At 32.6% G+C, this 20,494-nt stretch carries 19 protein-coding genes; 13 read left to right on the top strand and 6 right to left on the bottom strand.

What is annotated here, in order from left to right:
* Positions 1-201: 201 nt before the first annotated feature.
* Entirely contained in the window at positions 202-969 is a 768-nt protein-coding gene (gene pstB, locus AB0A59_RS00690) for a phosphate ABC transporter ATP-binding protein PstB (protein WP_458747635.1), read from the top strand.
* Between the two features lie 33 nt (positions 970-1,002).
* Positions 1,003-1,653: a phosphate signaling complex PhoU family protein gene (locus AB0A59_RS00695; RefSeq protein ID WP_458745590.1), complete on the top strand. Its 651-nt coding sequence runs from the start codon at positions 1,003-1,005 to the stop codon at positions 1,651-1,653.
* A 363-nt stretch (positions 1,654-2,016) separates the two neighbouring features.
* Here the strand turns inward: AB0A59_RS00695 and AB0A59_RS00700 are convergent, their stop codons facing one another.
* Complete coding sequence (locus tag AB0A59_RS00700) at positions 2,017-2,640, bottom strand: HD domain-containing protein (protein ID WP_458745592.1); 624 nt, start codon at positions 2,638-2,640, stop codon at positions 2,017-2,019.
* A 155-nt stretch (positions 2,641-2,795) separates the two neighbouring features.
* Between AB0A59_RS00700 and AB0A59_RS00705 the strand changes: the two genes are divergently transcribed.
* A complete protein-coding gene (locus AB0A59_RS00705; RefSeq protein WP_458745594.1) occupies positions 2,796-3,341 on the top strand; it encodes a hypothetical protein in 546 nt (181 codons plus the stop codon).
* A 5-nt stretch (positions 3,342-3,346) separates the two neighbouring features.
* Here the strand turns inward: AB0A59_RS00705 and AB0A59_RS00710 are convergent, their stop codons facing one another.
* A complete protein-coding gene (locus AB0A59_RS00710) occupies positions 3,347-3,859 on the bottom strand; it encodes a hypothetical protein (protein ID WP_458745595.1) in 513 nt (170 codons plus the stop codon).
* 99 nt (positions 3,860-3,958) lie between these two features.
* Between AB0A59_RS00710 and AB0A59_RS00715 the strand changes: the two genes are divergently transcribed.
* Positions 3,959-4,996 (top strand): DNA double-strand break repair nuclease NurA, encoded by a 1,038-nt coding sequence (locus tag AB0A59_RS00715; RefSeq protein WP_458745597.1) that lies wholly within the window; start codon positions 3,959-3,961, stop codon positions 4,994-4,996.
* Complete coding sequence (locus tag AB0A59_RS00720; RefSeq protein WP_458745599.1) at positions 4,993-6,450, top strand: ATP-binding protein; 1,458 nt, start codon at positions 4,993-4,995, stop codon at positions 6,448-6,450. The genes AB0A59_RS00715 and AB0A59_RS00720 overlap by 4 nt, the downstream gene beginning before the upstream one ends.
* Here the strand turns inward: AB0A59_RS00720 and rtcA are convergent.
* Positions 6,443-7,510 carry an RNA 3'-terminal phosphate cyclase gene (gene rtcA, locus AB0A59_RS00725; protein WP_458745601.1) on the bottom strand — a complete coding sequence of 356 codons (1,068 nt, stop codon included), beginning with the start codon at positions 7,508-7,510 and terminating at the stop codon, positions 6,443-6,445. The genes AB0A59_RS00720 and rtcA overlap by 8 nt on opposite strands.
* Before the next feature lie 33 nt (positions 7,511-7,543).
* On the bottom strand, positions 7,544-8,092 hold the full coding sequence (locus AB0A59_RS00730; protein ID WP_458745603.1) for a nicotinamide-nucleotide adenylyltransferase: 549 nt from the start codon (positions 8,090-8,092) through the stop codon (positions 7,544-7,546).
* Positions 8,093-8,213: 121 nt separating this feature from the next.
* Here AB0A59_RS00730 and AB0A59_RS00735 point away from each other — a divergent pair, with 121 nt between their 5' ends.
* Positions 8,214-8,573, top strand: coding sequence for a PDDEXK family nuclease (locus AB0A59_RS00735; RefSeq protein WP_458745605.1), 360 nt, complete (start codon positions 8,214-8,216; stop codon positions 8,571-8,573).
* A 53-nt stretch (positions 8,574-8,626) separates the two neighbouring features.
* On the opposite strand, the gene AB0A59_RS00740 is transcribed toward AB0A59_RS00735, so the two are convergent.
* A complete protein-coding gene (locus AB0A59_RS00740) occupies positions 8,627-9,193 on the bottom strand; it encodes a hypothetical protein (protein ID WP_458745606.1) in 567 nt (188 codons plus the stop codon).
* A gap of 86 nt (positions 9,194-9,279) precedes the next feature.
* A complete protein-coding gene (locus AB0A59_RS00745; protein WP_458745608.1) occupies positions 9,280-9,543 on the bottom strand; it encodes a 4a-hydroxytetrahydrobiopterin dehydratase in 264 nt (87 codons plus the stop codon).
* 258 nt (positions 9,544-9,801) lie between these two features.
* Here AB0A59_RS00745 and AB0A59_RS00750 point away from each other — a divergent pair, with 258 nt between their 5' ends.
* The 7 genes from AB0A59_RS00750 to pyrB all read left to right on the top strand — a co-directional run bounded on the left by AB0A59_RS00750 (position 9,802) and on the right by pyrB (position 19,330).
* Complete coding sequence (locus AB0A59_RS00750; protein WP_458745610.1) at positions 9,802-10,653, top strand: carbon-nitrogen hydrolase family protein; 852 nt, start codon at positions 9,802-9,804, stop codon at positions 10,651-10,653.
* 248 nt (positions 10,654-10,901) lie between these two features.
* On the top strand, positions 10,902-12,086 hold the full coding sequence (locus AB0A59_RS00755; RefSeq protein WP_458745612.1) for a thiolase domain-containing protein: 1,185 nt from the start codon (positions 10,902-10,904) through the stop codon (positions 12,084-12,086).
* A gap of 15 nt (positions 12,087-12,101) precedes the next feature.
* Positions 12,102-12,494 carry a Zn-ribbon domain-containing OB-fold protein gene (locus tag AB0A59_RS00760; RefSeq protein ID WP_458745614.1) on the top strand — a complete coding sequence of 131 codons (393 nt, stop codon included), beginning with the start codon at positions 12,102-12,104 and terminating at the stop codon, positions 12,492-12,494.
* 98 nt (positions 12,495-12,592) lie between these two features.
* The gene (locus tag AB0A59_RS00765; protein WP_458745616.1) at positions 12,593-13,204 is read left to right on the top strand and encodes a Snf7 family protein; all 612 of its coding nucleotides are present in this window, start codon (positions 12,593-12,595) and stop codon (positions 13,202-13,204) included.
* A 169-nt stretch (positions 13,205-13,373) separates the two neighbouring features.
* On the top strand, positions 13,374-15,338 hold the full coding sequence (gene nrdD, locus AB0A59_RS00770; protein WP_458745618.1) for an anaerobic ribonucleoside-triphosphate reductase: 1,965 nt from the start codon (positions 13,374-13,376) through the stop codon (positions 15,336-15,338).
* A gap of 232 nt (positions 15,339-15,570) precedes the next feature.
* Positions 15,571-18,324, top strand: coding sequence for an adenosylcobalamin-dependent ribonucleoside-diphosphate reductase (locus AB0A59_RS00775; protein WP_458745620.1), 2,754 nt, complete (start codon positions 15,571-15,573; stop codon positions 18,322-18,324).
* Between the two features lie 226 nt (positions 18,325-18,550).
* Positions 18,551-19,330, top strand: a complete 780-nt coding sequence (pyrB, locus tag AB0A59_RS00780) for an aspartate carbamoyltransferase (protein WP_458745622.1) — start codon at positions 18,551-18,553, stop codon at positions 19,328-19,330.
* Positions 19,331-20,494 lie beyond the last annotated feature (1,164 nt).

A 20,494-nucleotide genomic window follows, 5' to 3' on the forward strand; every position in this document is an offset into this window, starting at 1 on the left:
TATATTTCATATAGAAAAGAAATATTATGAATTTGTGGTATAATTAAGTATCTCGTGGACGAATTGAACAACTTCTTAAAACCTTCTATAAATAAAGAGATTGATTCTATAACAACTTACCCTAAAACCCGACCCGAGAATGATGTTAATAATGTTTCTACCTATGATAGTTCTACATCTAGGGATAATTCTACTTTAGATTTGAAAATAGAAAATCCTAAACTATCAGTCCAATCTTTGAAAGCTTGGTTTAGTGGTAAACTAGCTTTAAAGGATATTAATCTTGATGTTAAGGAAAACTGTGTCACCGCATTGATTGGTCCATCTGGATGCGGTAAAACAACCCTGCTAAGATGCATTAATAGGATGCATGATTTAACTCCTAATGCTACTGCGGACGGTAAAATTCTTTTAGACGATATTAATATTTACGACAAACAATCAGATCCTGTCCTTATAAGGAGACGAATGGGTATGGTCTTTCAAAAACCAAATCCATTTCCTACTATGAGTATATATGATAACGTAGCCGCTGGTTTGAAACTCAATGGTATTAAGGATAAAAATTTGATAAAGGATATAGTCCATGATAGCTTGCGTGGAGCTGCATTATGGGAAGAAGTAAAAAATGACCTTGATAAACCAGGAATAAGTTTGTCTGGTGGTCAACAACAAAGACTATGTATTGCAAGAGCTCTTGCAATGCAGCCTGAAATTCTATTAATGGATGAGCCTACTTCTGCCTTAGACCCTATTGCATCTGCAAAAATTGAAGAGTTGATAAATGATCTTAAGAAGAATTTGACTGTGATAATTGTAACTCATAATATGCAACAAGCGGCCAGAGTTTCGGATTATACTGCATTTATGTATTTAGGAGATTTAATCGAATTCGGTCCAACCGATCAAATATTTAAGTATCCTAAAAAAGAATTAACTGAAAGATATATTTCCGGAAAATTCGGATAGGCTTATTATTAAGTTTTTTAACTTTTAATCAAAGTGGTACGATTACTTGATTTAGGGCTAACTAAGGTTAGCAGCATTGTTTTTGATATGGCTAGTTTAGCTGAAAATACAGTGTCCAAGGCTATTACATCCTATAAGGATGATGATCCCTCCACAAAAAAACAAATATTTGAGTCATCTGCAAAATTGAGGTTTCTTCAAGATGAGGTATCAGAATTATGTATAGAATTAATTGCTCGATTTCAGCCTGTAGCAACAGACTTGAGATACATAAAATCTTGCATGGAGCTATCTTACGTTTTTTCAAGATTCGGTAGGTATGCTTATGATATTATTACAGTATTAGAAATTCTAGGACCATTAGAATTGTGCGATAAATCTTCAGTAATTCGCATGTCAAAACTTGTTTTAGATATGATGGGTCTTGGGACATCTGCATTACGATTGCGAGACAATTCTATTTTATCTAAAATTTATGAAATGGAGGAAATGGTTGATATGTTGTACCGAAAAAACACGCGCGAATCATCTCAAATTGTCACAGCAAACAATTATTCAGATATCCGATGCAATATCTCCACCGCTTTAATACTAAAATATTTGGAACGCATTTCTGATCATGCATGCTATATTGCAGATTCAGTTAATTATATCGAAACTGGTATGGCTAGTCCAAGAAGATAGTTAACGTGTCTTTTTGGCGATTCTTTTTCTCTCATCAATCATAATCGTGGATTCATCTTCTTCATATCCCAGACTTTACTCATATTTCTCTGCCGGAAAAGCATGGATCATATACTTATTACGCTATATTAGTACAAAATCAAAGACCTTGGATTTTTTGCTCATTGTGAATTTAATTATTATTAAATAAATTTAACTATATTGATGCTTTGAATATATTGAATAGGTTGAATAAAAACAATAAGAAGTGTATAATATGTGGATGCTCTGGTCATTCTCTTTTTGGCTGTTTTTCTCATTGGACCGGTCATAAAAAAAATAACGGCATGTGTAATAATCTCTAAAATCTCTATCTCTAATCTCTTATTTCAATTCATAAAGCGCTATCACTAGTTTTAATAAAATTTTTTCATTAGTTGTTTCAGCCAATGGTATAAAATGTTTTTGAGTTTCTTCCTTAATTCTAGCTATTTTGTCCTTCCTCCTTGAATTTTTCAAAGATCGAAGCTCATCTAGTCGTTCAGCTAGTATGATATTCTTTACCATGTTGTCCGCTTGCTTTATTTTTCCAAACTGTTTTTCTACTTTTAATTCTTCATTTTTATAAGATTCTGAATTGAAATATTTACTAAAAAATGATACTATTGTAAATGTTTTTTCACTTATTTCTTGTTTTATGTAGTCATTCGTCTCATTGGATATTCCTTGTTTATTAGAAATATCATGAAGTAGTGCCGAACAAACCAGATCTGAACTATTCGAGTTCATCTCTTCGTTTAGAATTAATGCTACCCTTAGTGAGTGATTAATTTGAGGTTCAATTTTATCATATTGATATTTTCTAGTCATACCGCTGTAAATCCTCAATGCTAATCCGAAGGCTTTCGAAATTTTTTCTACTTCGTTCATTGAATCCTCAAATGGTTTTAATAATTTGGTAAATCCTGTTTTAATGAAATTATTTTTATTATCATTATCCTTAGACATATCTAGTAATTTGACCTAAGACTTTTTGGCATTTCATCCATTAATGTACTTTTCATCTGATTCTTAAACTACCTTGATAAAAGTTCATACCCTGGATAACAGATATATACATTCATAAGTTTATAACATTTTATCAGTTTATTGAATATATTTACATGGTTAACGATGATTCAAGCAATAATAATGTTGTAAATATCTCAGTCCAATATAACGATATTAAGGTGCAATTTAGTGGAGAGCCTGAGAATGTTCTTTTGTCTACCATTTCTTTTCTTACCAAAAATATTCCAGAAATACGCTTAGCTCAGAAAATTTCCTTAAATTATTCTGTATCCGAATTAATCGAGATGTATTCATCAATCATCAAAATTACCCCCGAGGGACCCAAGATATTACCTAACCTGGCAGAAATTCATAATAAAAAATTTTCAGATAAGGAAATAGTTATGCTATTTTTATTAGGGTCAAAAATAGCATTCGAATTGGGCAAAATTTCTGAAAAATCGTCTCCTGTATCCGAAATCCAATCTACAACAAACCTGAATCCAAAATCTATCAGTTCAAGATTGTCTGAATTAGTTAAAGTTGGATATGTTATAAAAAGTGTAAATAAGGAAAACCAAGCAGAATCAGTAGTGTATGGGATTACCACTATTGGAATTAAATGGTTAAATGATATTATGGCAAAAAAATTACTCTAAAATAGTTACTTTTCAAACAATGGTTTCTTCTGAATATATCTGTAGTTTCTTAGAGTTCCTACACGGGTTAATATCCCTTCTCTTACCATGTCACTTAAAGAATGTGATACTGCTGTTTTATCATAATTATATCCAATTCTTGACAACTCTTGATGAACCTCTATAAGTAATCTCTCACTTTCAAAAAATTTCTCATAAAAGATCTTTTCCATCAAACTTCTACACGTATTTCCGTTCTTAGCAAGTTCCTTTAATGAAACATTGTTTCTTTTTTGATTAATATTTTGCAAATTACTATCTCCATTAATTTTAGATTTTAATGAATCAATTTCCATCTTTAGTTTTTCAATTTCACTATCGGTATTTGTACCTGAGAGAGAGGCGATATCTATTCCAGTAAGGACATTCTCTACTACATTCTTAACTTTATCCTCTACACATGTAATTTCCACTTCCCATTCTTTATATTTCAATTTTATCTTTGTATCCAAAGATAATTTCGATACCGCTTCACTCATCTTTGATGTTTGTATATACTTCCTGTCTGATAAAGATGTTGTTGAACAACATGCACATCATGAACAACACTTATTAATATCCTATTGTTGTTGAACAACATGCACAATCAATTAAATCTTCATGATCTGGAATCAAATATAGAGAATATGAAAAAATCTTTAATAAATAACTTTAGCAATTCCTACTTCTGTAAAGACTATAGAAATTTAATTGAAAATAAAAAACTGGTCTTTGTAGACGATGAGGAGGGCGTACCCATACAAAATTGGGGAATTCACTCTGAAAGATACGCAAACCTGAAAATAAATGAAGTTGAATTAGTGGAGAAGGAAAAATTAGTTTTTGGAATTGATTCTAGCTGTATTAAGATTGCAGAAGTTGAGGACGGTGGTTTATATGCTGTAAAGGGATCCATTTGTATATCTTTCAAGGGCAAACCTGCTGCTCATTTGAAAATAGGCCCTTTAATTTTTTACCTTAATGAAGAAGCTCTCAAGAATCTTCGAGTTGAGCACAATGTATCCAAACTAATACTCTTTAATGATGATTATGCAAAAAAATTTTTGAGAGTAAACATAGAAAGATATATTCAGTTTTGGCTATCAAAATTAGTTTCAGACTCTATAATACTGATTGACGGTTCATTGAAATCTTCAATATTTGAAAATCATTTTTACGATATTTCGAAAATTATAGAAAATTCTGTTATCAATAAAAATTCATTAATTGGAATAAGTAAAAACTCCAAAATAAAGGTACTAAAGTATTTATCATATCCTTTGATAAAATCCAAAGTTTCTTCTTTTGTCGAAATAAACCTAATTATTCGAAGCTTGATATCCCGGATACATGGAGACCATCTACTAGTAAAGTTGTCTAGTAATCAATACTCCAACATATTGAGGGCTGATGTAGTATCATATAACAACGATACCAGTGGAACCTTAGGAACATTACTATATAATGAATTAATTTATTTTGGTTATCCAAGCACTCTCCAACTTTCACATCATGTCTCTGTTTTTTCAAATACAGACTTGGCAAGTATGAAGAGTTTTATAAAATCTAGCTATTCTGTTAGAGAAATTTCACATGATAATGCTAGATCTTCTGTTTTGGGAACCGCCTGGAGATGAAAATCCTATCAAAAACAGGCGATGAAATTCTGTTACTGGCGGTAACAAATGATTTTGCAAATAAGGGTGACTACTTTGTTATCGAAGATTTTAACAATAATAAGAAATTGCTTGTTCAATTCTACGACGAAGAATATTTTTCATCATCGTCCCTTATAGAAGAGATAATAAAGGATGAGGTGATTTCTAAATTTAGTACTGAAAACATATTTGATCCCTTGGAGATTACCAACCTGTCTCAAACAATAAGGGATGTTAGGATCTTCAAAACTAAAATAAGAGCTTCTATTGATAATGACAATCAAATATCCACCGATGTAGATTGGGTACCATCGAGAGTAAACTCCAAGATCGTCAAAATTGGTTCAAACGAAATAAAGGCTTTATTGAAGAAAAACATGAGGTATCCAATTTCCTTAGGTAGATGTGGATCTGACAATCAAAACTTTGAAATTTTTGCTGAAGATCTAGATGGTAAATTAAACATAATCACAGGCAAAAAAGAAACGGGTAAATCTCATCTTTCCAAAATATTGATCAACTCTCTCATACAATATGGTGCCTATGTAATAGTATTTGATCTAAATAATGAGTATAGTGGGCTGTCCTATAATATTGATGGAACACCCTCATCTATCAGTGATAAGCTTCTTTTATTAGATCCCGGAAAAGAATTGAAATTCAATTTAACATATTTTGGTAAACCTTCTATTTCTAATATGTTAAAAAATGCATTAGATATGCCTTCTGCTTCATTAAGAGAATTTTTTAGAATATGGGATTCTCTAGAGAATAAAAAGATACTTAGTTTGTTGGAGCTTGGTAAAGCTTTTGGAACTTGGACTATTAATGAATTGGTGAGGGATGCACTTTTATCCCGATTCCATATGATTAATTCCTCTCGTCTGTTTACGTCCAATAGTGTATACGAAAGAGGGTTTCAATTTGAGGATGTAATAAAAACAAAACCAAGAGGAGCTGCTATGATAGTTAATATGAGCAAGATTTCTCCTGTAGTCAGACGGATGATTGTTGAGCTGGTGATGAATAAATTAATTGAATTATTAGAAAAATCTCTAATTCCACCTATTTTTATATTTGCTGAAGAAGCTCAACTATACATTCGTGATACATATTGGGAAGATCTGATAACCAGGATGAGGCATTTTGGAATTTATTCTACATTTATTACAAATCAACCAGATGCTATAAATGATACTATATATAGACAGGTTGATAATATTTTTTTATTTAATTTTACAAACGATTCAGATCTAGAAAAAATTTCAAAGGTATCGTTAGTAGACTCCTCAACTATCAAGTCCTTAGTTAAGACACTTTCACATAGAAATTGTTTGGCAATCGGAAAGGCTGTGTCAAATTTGCCAATGGTAATTAAAATAAATCCCGTAGACGTGTTAACTTTGGGAGAAACAAAAAAATTTTTCAAATGAGTGGATTGCCTTCAATCGATAATATGAATTCGTTTTCAGAGATTCTCTCAAAATGATACTCGATAGAATTGAGCATTCTAATCACTTCCAAATTTGTTAATAGATGAGTCGTTATTCTTGATATTTTGCACCTGGATTTTCCGTTAACAAAGCTTAATGGCAGGACTAGCATATCTGCTAAATGTTGATCAATACATGCGTGAAATTCATAATCATCTATAAATTTCTTTGCGACTCTACTTCCTATTATTTCTGCTTTGACGCCTTTTTCACCGATAGAATCAGCCCCCAAATATATACCTGATTCGGAAGTGCTGTATACTAGAATCGAAGATCCTGGACTCTCTGCATTTTCTAAGATAGACTTATGTTTAGAGTATCTGATGCCTTTTTTCTCCAATGTTGCTATTGCACTCCCAATTTGTCTCTCTGGAATGTGTTTTGGCAACCTTCCTGCAATGCTTATTATACTCGGTTCAACTTCTTTGAAATTACAAAACTCTATAGGATGAAGATGGGTGGCTTTTCTTATTCTAATTTCAACAAGCCCTTGTCCTCTGGGATAGAATCCTCTTTTTAGGACATTTAGGTCGAATATGATCCCAATTTTGGAATATGCCTCTCTTAATACATATTTAATATAATCTATGGTTGGACTATATTTCACATCGGTTCCGCCTGATAATCTGATTACCAAGTCTTTTTCAGAAATTGCTATTGCTGGAATTAATGTCTGCAATAGTAGTGGTATACTACCTGCAGTTCCAATGTCTGCTACTATCGTGTCATTTGCAGGTTTATCATATTCATTTAACCTATTATCTTTAGATGCGTCAAACCCGATCCATTCCGATCCCAAACTTACATTTTCGGTATGTATGTTAAATATTCTTGAAAGTAACTGAATTGTTAAGACATGTTGATGCTTTAAACCTGGATCCCTTCTACTTGATCTTATATTTATTACTTTTACTGGGGTGCCGATTATTGTTGAAATAGTAATTGCACTTCTAAGAATCTGTCCACCTCCTTCGCCGATTGAACCATCTACTAATAACATTTACAACTATTCCTCAAAATATGATCAGTGTGATTAATGACGATATTCTGTGGTAGCATGTGATTTTGATAAGTTGTATAATTCCTTTATCCTGTCTGTTCCACCTATTTCATTGATTAGTTTTATCGTGGGCTTGGGTACCAGCTCTTGCCAATTCTTGTCACTTGCCATCCTGTACCTTACTTCTGTGGCAGACAGACATTCTCTATTAATCAAACCTGGATTTATTATTTCAATTTCTCTTTCCTTGTATAGCATACTAGTAAAGAGATCGTTTGTAAAAACAGTACTATATCTAGGAACTAATAGATCCATATTATGTGTCCATAATAAGTGTACCCCGACATCCGGAACTGGGATGGGAATAATTTTATCACGTTTTTCTATGATCTCAGTGATTATATTTTCTCTAATTATTTCTATTCTTTCTCCAGCTGTGAAAGGATTTCTTAATTCAAAACTTTTGTCTGAGCTTCCCACAGCTACTATCAACTCATCTACCCTATCGCTGCACCATTTAAGCGAATATAAATGCCCTTTATGGAATGGTTGAAATCTCCCAATATACAGTCCTCTTTTCAATAATTTTTTTATATTGTTTTTGATTAAAAATATATCTAAATTACTTGTATTCTTTTAGAAGTTCGTGTTATTATATATATTAAAAAAGTTATTATAATTTATCTGCTAAAAGAGTCTAGTATTGTCGTATAGTAGATTTGGACGCGAAGCAGAATATGCAGCAGGATCGTGTCTTAATAACTATGGTTGGGCCGTATTTTTTTCAAAGGGCAGTAGAGGACCAGCTGACATAATAGCGAGTCGGGACAATACCCTTTTGTTAATCCAAGTAAAATCTAGCACAAAGATACCAAAGATTCGTGGAGCCGAAGTACATAATCTCATACAAATGTCTGAAAAAATAAGTAACAGCTATCCATTACTTTCGTTGGTTCACCCTCATTTAGAGTGTAATGTGAACAATAATACAATTCTGTTTGGAAACTATTTGATTAATTTCTTCATTTTACCTCGATGGGATAGCGTCGATTTTCTAAAATAAAATGTTTAACGCTCAATTTTTGATTAACAAATCAGTGTATGTGCGAACCTACATCATTCTCTACTAAAGCTTTTCCAAAACTCTTTTACCATTTTTTCATTCATCCTGATAGAATTTACTGTAAACTCCTTCCAAAATTCAATTAGATTAGAGATATAATTTTGCCATGGATTTTCGAGTTGACTTGGATCTGTTTGAACTTGAGTCGGTTCCGCTTTTATTCTCAATGCCTTGTCATAATCTTTAATCTTTTCTCCTTGAAACTGAGGCACTAATTCAGTCTGAAAATCTGTTACATTGCTGGAAACCAATTTCATTATCTCTTCATTATTAATCTCTTTATTGGTTCCGAAAATGACTGTTTCTTCGCCCAATGGAAAATTATATAATTTCATTTTGTCATATTCAAATATTACGGACTCCAAATTTCCCAGGTCCGTAAACCTTTTTCCAGCTTCCAGTATATGAGGCGTTTGAATAATACTTAGTTTAACGTCATTCTCATCAATTTTGTTATCTGGGCTAAAACTTATATCTTGATTACCATTCTTTATTTTTCCAATAAATTTTATTCTTGAATCACGCTGTAATATTACATTAGATTCTTGTCTCACGCTCATCGCTTTATTTTTTTTACAATTACGACTATATTTAGATTCTTTTATTGAAGGAATTATTGTTAGATCGTATTGAAGGAATTATCATTTCATATTAATTCCTCGATTTTTCTTGCTAATATTATATCATTTTTGCTTATACTATTTATATCATGAGTTGTTAGGTCAATATGAACACTATTATATGATATTGTGATGTCGGGATGATGATTCATTTTTTCAGATATTATTGCAATCCTCGTAATAAAACTAAAAGATTCAATAAAGTCTTTAAATTTAAAGTTCTTACTTAGTTTATTTTCTACTTTCTCCCATCCAACTAAATCCTTTATTTCCTTTTCCAAGCTTTCCATGAAACTTTATGAATCCAAAAATTATTAAACATTGTTAAATCCAGAACCCTGGTACTTTTAATTTAGAATTAATAGAGTAAATAGATTTGTAATAGGTTGATTTCTGGAATGAGGTGTCTTAATACTATTTGTTGAGGCCAAGGTAAGGATAAGGACAACAGTAACATAATTTTTCAGTTCTTTTAGTGTGTAGAGTCTACTAATTCTAACCGTTGATAACTAATTTAATATTAAACTTCCTTATACTTTTGTATAATTATGGTAAGGATTTCGATTGTCCAAATGAAGTCGTCAACAGACAAAAAAGAAAATCTGGCATTCTCTTTGGAACAGATTGAGCAATCTGCAAAAAGAGATGCAAAGATTATTTGCTTCCCAGAATTCCAGATGTCATTTTCTCCACCATCACAATCTAGCAAAGAATTGTTTTCGATTTCTGAATCCCTTGAGGGTAATTTTGTTAAGCAATTAAAGAAAAGTGCCAGAGAAAACAATATCTTTGTTGTTGGTTCTATTTATGAGCATACAAATCTAGTATTAACCAATATGAAACAAGGTCAGGATAGTAAAATTAACAAAAACTCTTATCGTGTTTATGATACAGTGGTATTAATAAATGGTCAAGGTAAATTAATCTCTTATTATAGAAAGCTGCATCTTTACGATGCACTTGGTTTTAAGGAATCCACCAAATTATTGGCTGGAAGTAAACTATTTTCTCCTGTTATTTCTCCTTTGGGTAAACTTGGAACTTTGGTTTGTTATGATTTGAGATTTCCTGAGCTGTCTCGAATCCTTGCCATTAAAGGCTCTAATGCATTGATAGCTCCATCAGGTTGGGTGCAGGGAACAATGAAAGAAGATCATTGGTTAATAATGTGTAAAGCTAGGGCCATAGAAAACGGAGTTTTTCTGATTGCTCCTAACCAAATTGGCAATATTTTCTGTGGTCGAAGTTTAATTGTTGATCCTTTTGGTATTGTTGTTATGGATATGGGTAATACTGAAGGATTTGAGATTCTAGATTTGGATCTATCTAGGATTGACGTGGTTAGAAAGAATCTTCCGTTGTTAAAGAATAGGAGAAAGGATTTGTACCACATACACTAGATAGTAATTGAATTTGACCGTATCGATGACTTTCTGTATTAGGATTCATGGCATCAAGCGTTACTGAACTTTATCAGAATATTTTTCTCTATTTTCAGTTGCTTACTATAAATGTGAGTAAAATCGATAATGTTACCTATAGAAGGTTATTGTAAGGCGCGTATCCGATTAGTACTCATAGAATATTCAAATAATCAAAACAGAATCAACCATATTGAGATTTTATGCATTCACTTTACATTTTTATTATGCTAAAGCCCTTTCTAAGATATATGGGTGAAAAGGTCTATGTACTTGGTGCTGGCAGTACAAAGTATGGCAAATTACATGAGAGTATTATTGAGATAGCCTTAAATGCTTCAAGAGATGCCATTGAATCAGCCGGTATAACTCCAAGAGACGTGAAAGCTGGATATATTTCAAACGTCTTTGGTGTGGCTGATAAACAAGTGCATATGGCTCCTGTAATTATGAGTAATCTTGGGATCCCTGATGTACCAGGACTTACTATCGAATCTGCTTGTGGTTCTGGCTCTGTAATGTTTAGAGAAGCATTTGCAAATGTATCTGCTGGATTTTATGATTGTGTTTTAGCACTAGGAGTTGAAAAAGTAACTCATACCAGTACAGTTGAAAGCACAACCCTCTTTTCCTACTGCTCTGATTTTTTTTATGAGGGAGGTAACGGAGCATCATTTCCTGGTCTTTTTGGTTCTATGGCTAGGGCCTATTTGGCTACTTATAAAGCGACAGAAGAGGATCTGGCCCGAGTTGCTGTAAAAAATCATGAAAATGGTCTTCTTAATCCTAAGGCCCATGTTAGGAAGAAAATTACTGTAGAAGATGTATTAAAATCTCCTGTAGTCGCATCTCCACTGAAATTATATGATTGTTGTCCCTTTTCTGATGGCGCCTCAGCAGTCATATTGTGTAATGAGGAATTCGCAAAAAAAAGTGGAAATCCATATATGGAAGTAGTGGGCTCAGGCAGGGGTGCATCGCCTGCTTCAGTCCAATCTAGAAAAGATATTACCACTATTCCAAGTACCGTTGAAGCATCCCGTCAAGCCTATAAAATGGCAAATCTATCGCCAAAAGATATTGATTTTGTTGAGGTACATGATTGTTTTACCATAGCCGAATTAATAGACATCGAAGATCTAGGATTCTTTCCCAAGGGATCTGCTGCTCAGGCTGTTAGAGAAGGACGTACCAGATTAAATAGTGATATTACTGTTAACCCGTCCGGAGGATTAAAATCTAAAGGTCATCCAATAGGAGCAACTGGTGTTGGCCAAGTTGTAGAAGTGTTTGAACAGTTTACTAATAAAGCGGGAGAACGCACGGTTAAAGATGCAGAAATAGCTATGACTCATAACTTTGGTGCTACCGGGGCTAGCGCAGCCGTACATATATTTAAGAAAATAAAATAGACGGTGATACTGCAATTGACCGAATCAAAACCAATGAATCAAAGCTCACGAGAACGGTTCATCAAATCTGCAAAAAATGGGAACATACTTCTTAATAAGTGCAATAAATGCAATAATATTATATTAGAAACCGTATATTATTGTGATAGATGTTTTTCTAGCTCTTTTAAACCAATATCATATAGCGGTAAGGGCACAGTTGTAACCTTTACAATTCAAGCAGTCGCACCAGAAGGATTTGAAGATGCCAATTCGTATGCTTGGGTTATTTTTAAATTAGATGATGGTGACATAAATGTTTCCGGGTTTCTACCTGGAATATCTTCCCCCTCTGATTTGCCATTGGGTTCTAGAATTAAAGTGATTGATTTCCACGAAAAGCATGGTTTAATATTGCAAAAATATTAGTAGGTTAATGTCGTAGCATCTAGCTAAATTTAATCTTCCTTTTTGTTTACAGAGTTTAACATTTGTTTTTAACAAATGTATTGATTACTCATTGCTAGATGGAAAAAAGTAGCTTTTATTATGATGTTAACAGCGCCATATCAGTGATAAATACGCAAATTTCCCAACTCAAAATAATGGATACAAAATTTTCTAATATTGATGCTAATTTTAGCTCTAAAATAACTCAAAATATAAAATCAGGAAACAACGCACGTGCAAACATCATAGCAAATGAGTTATCTGCTATGAGAAGACTTAGAAAGAACACTCACAATGCAACCACGGCATTAGAGGTAGTTGCAATCCGATTCACTACGATAACCGAATTCTCAACCGTTATGGATACTATTAATCCGACAGTAGAAATGCTTCAAGATATACAGAAAGATCTTTCAAAGGCTGTTCCGTCTGCAACCGATGTGTTGAATGACATTCATACGCTAACTGGTGATGTATTAATTAATTCTAATATCGACACTGATGCTGGTAAAATAAGCTCTGTGATCGATAAAGATGCCTTGGCCATATTAAGTGATGTTCAAAATAGTTTGGAAGACGAAGCAAAAGAAAAACTACCTGAAGTTCCGGTTTCTGTAATTTCAAAAAGACCGAGTATTAATTTAAAGGACGATATACTCAATAGTGGACAAGTGTTATTAGAAAACTAGGTTTTAATCAAACCAAAGCCTCTAATCCTTATCCTGATTGATAGTTTTATTTATATACTAATAATCAGACTGCTCTTTGTAGTTGAGGTATACATATCTGCCCCCATCCGAAACTAAACGTGGAGTTTTGGAATCCACATCCAAACGAGTAAGAATGATTTTTTCAGTAATGGCAAGTCCCAATAGAATTGATATTTTGCGTATTCTTAATAATAAAGGACCTCTAACCTACTCTGAATTAAAATCTCTGGCAGGATTTAAATCAAAGAAAGAATCTGGAAAATTTGCATATCATCTGAGAAAACTACTGAGACAATCCTTGGTGGGTCTGAATAAGGGAGAAAGGAGGTATACCATTACTAATCTAGGTAAATTGGTATTAAACTTGGCTAGACAGATAGAAGAAAAGTCTATAGTTGAAAGTGGAAAGATGTATGTTAGAACTAGTCAACAGACCATTGAAGAATTTAATCCTCATAAAATAATTCAATGCTTGGTTAGAGAAGCAAATATGTCTTTAGAACAAGCTACAAAAATTACCGAAGAGGTTGAAAATAAAATATATAAACTCTCAACCTCTTACTTGACATCTAGACTAATAAGAGATTGCGTAAATAATGTATTACTAGAGCATGGCTTAGAGGAACAAATGAATAAGTTAATTCGAATCGGAATTCCCATTTTTGACTTAAGTAAAAAATTCCTCCATAATGATAATTTATTAAAAAATGGCATAAATGACCTGATTACAGATGTTTCGGAAAAAGTCTTTTCAGATTATTTTGCAAATAATTTTCAAAAAGATATTATGGATATGCATTATAGTGGTGAGGTTCATTTAGATGCATTAGGTCATTGGGGCATAGGCGCTGATACTGTTTTTATTGATATTGAACAAGTAAACAAGAACTTGAATCTCAAAGGCCATTTTCTTTTTTTGCCTAGAACTACACATACTCACAAATTAAATATCACTCTGCCTATCTTGGTCTCATTACTTCAAAGGGAAGTATCCCGAGAGATAGTTATAGAAAACATCGATAAAATTTTTGGTAATTATACGATTGATAAAATATCTGAATATTTTTCACTCTCATTGATTTCATCCTCTGTTTCAATGCAATTTGCCAGATCTCCATTTATAACACTTGTTTTAAGTGGAAAGGAAAATAGCGAACGTTTACTCCAAATGCTAAGTGGATATTTGTCATATATAGAACAAGTATCTCTACCCAATTTTGGACTTTTTATAACTTTTGCAAATTCCTTATCTGATGACTTATTGTCCATTCTTACAAAGATCATAAAGTTAGGTGGTAGAATATCTCTTTCACAAAAATCAGCTCGTAGTAGCAGAGGTATTCATAAGATAAATCAAGATATGGGGCTGCCAATCGTCGCACTACATTCACTTTCTATAAATCTGCCACGTTTAGCTTATCAGTCAAATAAAGATGAAACCTATTTTAGGACTAAATTAGCCTTACTAATGAGACCATCCATAAATACTTTATTACTAAAGAAGGAGATATTATTAGAAAATATTCGGCAAGATATATTGCCTACTCTATCCAATACGATAGGCTTTCCACAATTGGGTACTACTTCCATAATTATTAACTTGACTGGGTTAGATGAATCTATTCATGATATATTGGGATTTTCCAAAGATATGGGATTTGATATTGTAAAGAAAGTGGTTAAAACGGCTAACGACGTACTACTTGATTTTGGGCAAGATAATACAGACAAATTTGGTGTTTCCATCATAAATGATTCTAGTTCAACAAGATTTGTTGACCTTGATTCCGAGAAATTTGGTAAATTGACCCACGATTTCAAATCATATTCACAAGGACTAGTTATTACCAAAAAAATGCTTGATGAGGAAGATTCATTATCTAAAAATATAATTGAATTGGATAATCTTATGACTGGAGGTTTGTACATAAAACTACTCACTGGTGATGTTTCTCCTCAGGAAATGGTGAAATTGTTACATAAAGCTATTCATATTATTCCCTGCTTTGATATATTTGAGGAGAATCGCATATGTTCTATATGCGGAACTCGAGTGGTTAGTAGTGATGTTTGTTCAGTATGTGGATCTCGAAATATTGGTACATCTAATTAATATCAATATATTCGTACATGTCCCATAAACTACACCATTGTAGAATCCTTAGCCATTTTTATATATCTGTTAGATTGTTCATAATTAATTATTCTAGGTCCATTATAACATGAAAACCTATTATATCTGCTATACTTTCAGCCTAGATGTAATCTTATTTGAAACTCGCTAATTTGTAAAATAAGCTATCGAAATTAATATAAACGATCTATAAATAATATATAAATGTTATATGGCTGAAACTGATCTTCATGATTCAAAAAATAAAACCATTGTACATATAAAAAAAAGAAATAGTACAATAGTGAATTTTGAGCAATCAAAAATATCGAATGCAATTTACAAAGCATTGGTTGCAGCTGGTAAACCCGATAATAAATTGGCTGAACTACTTGCATCAAAATTGGTAAATAAAATTATTAAAAATGGATACTTGGAGTCCATTCATAAAGATCATGTTTTGAGTGTGGAAGATGTTCAAGATATGGTCGAATCAATTTTAATTGAAGAAGGTTTGGCTGAGACCGCTAAAGCTTACATCCTATATCGTCATGAAAGGAGAAAATTAAGGGAAATGAAAATGAAGATCCTAAATAAAAAAGATCTTGATGAAGTAGATAAAACCCTGGATGTCAATTCTCTGCGTGTTTTATCTTCAAGATATTTATTGAGGGATAATAATGGTGAAATTGTCGAAGGTCCCAAGCAGTTATTTGAACGAGTCGCAATATTGGTTGCTATATCGGATATTATTCATGACTCTCGGGTATATGATTTTCATGATAGTCATACACAGACTTTATCTGAAGCAGAATTATATTATAAGAAATTAGATGATTTCGATAGCAAGTTAAAAATTGGAGGTTATTATTTCAATAAATATCATTTTGAAGCATTAATCAGATCATATCTTGATGAGGCAAAACTGGGAAGAATGAGAATTAGTTTTAAAGATCTTTTACGATTGATTGCAGAAGGAAAAATGAGCAATTATGGCAACAAAATAACAGAATATTATAATTTGATGGTTTCGAACGAGTTTCTTCCTAATACCCCAACTCTTATGAATGCTGGTGCGAGGTTGGGTCAACTATCTGCCTGTTTTGTTCTTGATATGCCTGATGATATGTATTCCATAATGAAATCATCCACTGATGCCGCTATGATTTTTAAATCTGGAGGAGGCGTGGGAATAAATTATTCTGATTTAAGACCTGAAGGGGATATCGTTGCATCTACTAGTGGTGTTGCATCAGGACCAACATCTTTTATGCAAATTATCGATTCCATTACAGACGTAGTTAAGCAGGGTGGAAAAAGGCGTGGTGCAAATATGGGTATTTTGGAATCTTGGCATCCTGATATTGAAAAATTCATTACAATGAAAACTAAACCGGGGACGTATGAAAATTTTAACGTAAGTGTAGGAATATGGTCGGATTTTTGGAAATCATTAGTAAATAAAGAGGACCATAAATATACCTTGAAAAATCCACGAACTAAGGCTAATGTGAAAAATATTGATTCTCATCAATTAATGGAGTTAATAGCTTTGAGTGCATGGAAAAGTGCTGAACCTGGTGTTATCTTTTTTGATAATATAAATAAATACAATCCTTGTATCAATGCTAAAGGGGGGCCACTTAGAGCAACTAATCCATGTGGTGAACAGTCATTGTATCCATGCGAGTCCTGTAATCTCGGATCTATTAATTTATCCAAATTTGTAAAACGAAAAGCAGATGGAATGTATGAATTTGATTGGCCCAAATATGAACAATCCATCAGAACTGCTACACGATTTTTGGATAATATTATAGACGTTAATAAATATCCTGTAGAGGAAATTGATATCAATACAAAACTAACTAGGCGAATAGGATTGGGGATTATGGGTATAGCTGACTTGTTGTTTATGTTACAGATCCCATATGACTCAAAGGAAGGGTATGAATTCATGGGTAAACTGGCTGAAACATTGTCATACTTTAGTATGGATGAAAGTGTCGTCATTTCAAAATCTCGTGGTGCATTCCCGTTATTTGATCAGACCGAGTATAAAAATGGGGATATTCCACTGTCGGGTTATTATGAGATCCCTAAGGATTCACATTATTATGATTGGGACTCTTTAATTGGAAAAATTAAAAATTATGGAATCAGGAATTCATGGACTACTACTATCGCGCCTACTGGCACTTTATCGATGATTTCGGATGTATCTAATGGTGTTGAGCCTGTGTTTGCCTTGGTGTTTGAAAAACGTGTTACTGTTGGTAGGTTCTTTTATACAAATAAGATTTTTGAGAATATTTTGAAAGAACATGGATTATACACCGACGAAATTTTGATAAAAATTGCAAATAATTATGGATCCGTACGGGGATTAAATGAAATACCTGAATGGATGCAAAAGCTATTTGTTACAGCCATAGATATTCACTGGACCGATCATGTTATGGCTCAAGCTGTGTGGCAAAAATGGATTAGTAATGCGATTGCAAAAACAATCAATATGCCTGGAGATGTTACAGTTGAAGATGTAAAGTGTGCATATCTACTTGCCCATGAATTTGGATTAAAAGGGGTGACTATCTATCGAGATGGCTCTAGGAATGAACAAGTTTTACACATAACTGGTAATGATCGTGAAAAAAGATTCCAAGTTAAACCAAGTAAGTATTTGCATGATTACATTTTAGCAAACATACATGAACCTTATGTTCTTGATCAGGTAAATCCAATTTTTAAGGATTCTGAATCGAGTGATCAAAATACCGTTGCAACTAATATAATCGATAATCCACTAGAACCCAATAGTTTTGAATCCGATATTGTATCGATTAATACTAAACCTGATCTGTACTCTCTTTCTAGAACAGAGAACGATAAAGAAGCTTGCCCGGTTTGTAAAAATTACTTAATTATTACAGAAGGATGTAACATGTGCATTGAATGTGGATTTAGTAGCTGTGGCTCAGGATAATTTTTTTTATCCTTGCTATCTACTGAATGATAGCATATTTTAGCAGTATTAATTACATGGTTATTCATGATTAAAAATAGATTTTTTAATCGCAACATAGTGTCCATTCGTGATTTTAATATGGATGATTTTACTTATCTCTTTAATATTACTGATAAAATACAAACATTGAGATCTAGAGAGCGTGGGGAAATCGCAAAAGGCTTAATTCTTGGGTATATCTTTTATGAGTACAGGTACTAGAACCCGATTAAGTTTCGAATCTGCCATGTCATCTATTGGAGGCAGATCTTTGGGAATATCTGACGTGGATTCTTCTTCTATCATGAAAGGAGAAAGTTATGCCGATACCATTAAGACTATCTCCTTATACTCCGATATCATTTTAATACGTCATCCTTCTGATGGTTCGAGTAGATATGCTTGTGAAATATCAGAGAAACCTGTGATAAATGGAGGTAGTGGTAGCGAAGAACATCCCACTCAAGCTATGTTGGACATTTATACCATATTCAAAGAAAAAAAAAGAATCGATGGTCTATCTATTGGAATAATAGGAGATCTAAAGTATGGCCGCACAGTATATTCTCTAATCTATGCACTATCTAATTATAAAGTCGAAATTCATCTTGTTTCTCCCTCCATACTAAAAGTTCGAAGCGAATCGATATACGATATCTCAACTAAGGTAAAAATGTATCATCACATTGAATTATCCGATGACTTGTTAGAAAAATTAGATGTGATATATGTAACACGTATTCAAAGAGAACGATTTCCGGATCTTCAAGAATATAAAAAAATTCAAGGATTGTATACTATTGATGAAAATACTTTGAAGAAGTCAAAACCTGATATTTCTATTTTGCATCCATTACCTAGAGTTGATGAAATTTCTTCATCAATTGATAATACTGTAAATGCCCTTTATTTTAAGCAAGCCGCTTATGGAAAAGAGTTAAGGGCAGCTTTGTTATCCGCACTCCTGCATGAAGAACCTTTCTGATCCAAAAAGTTATTTCCAACTATTATTTTAATATGATAATACTCTCTTGTATTAAAGTATCAATCTCAAACAAAAGAATCCATTACCTCTTTCATATATTTCCAACTATAGGTTTCGTTTATCGAGTTTAATGACACTCGACTTCTAATGATCATTTTACAGTAACTACTAAGGTAATTCATACATGAGGCTAGCTTTAACTTTATCACATTTTATGAAATCAAATTTACATTAATCTTTGATAATGGATGTCCAAAAATTTTTCAACCGAGCAATTTTTAAGAGATATTTTCCCTAATTGGAGAAATGTTGTAAATAGTTTGCTATTGAGTGATCTCTTTCAAAAACACTCTTGAATCTAGCTTAGAAAATTCTTGTAAATTAATATTTGCTCCATCCTTTATCATTCTTCTTAAATATTTTCCGGCTTCTTCTGATTCCCACCAATTTTCTTCATATAATTCTTCAATTTTTTTTCTAACTTTGTAGCCCTCACAGCAGCTAATAAATAACTTGGTACATGTATTATTGATTCTGGCTTTATAAGGTGAAGCATCCAGTACTGCCCTAGCATTTCTATATTTGTATATTTTTTGATCATCGATGAGTAAATTTTATTAGTATTTTCGATGGATGAACCCTTTATTCATCCAAATATCCATTTTTGTTAATGAGTTTGCAGAATAGAAAGTCACGAAAAATAATTTCATAATATTATTTAGTTCAATTATTTTATCCAACTCTCCTCTATTTGATATCTTTATATTTTTTTAAGTATTTCTTATCTCTATCTTATTTCTAGTTAGTCTTTCCAAAAAGATCGAGAATATCTCGTTAATTCCCATTGGAATATGATATTTTCTTCGTATTCATTCTTAAATCCCTTAGAGTCTTGATAACAGCTGAAATAGGATTTACATTTGCAAATTCATCTGAGATATCTTTAAAAACCCTGTTCCTAAAATAGTAAAAATCATAATACTCTGGATTTCTATCAGAAATTTTATTAGATAGAATGACAAGCCTTTCGTTAAATAGTTTACTTGTTGCATTTGCTAAACCTTGTACAAATTCTTTTAACTTGTTGTATGATACTCCTTCACTTTCTAAATACTAATACAGAAGATTCGTTCCTCCATCATATTTGTATATGTGCCTAATTCT

It is taken from the genome of Candidatus Nitrosocosmicus sp. T (assembly GCF_054408485.1).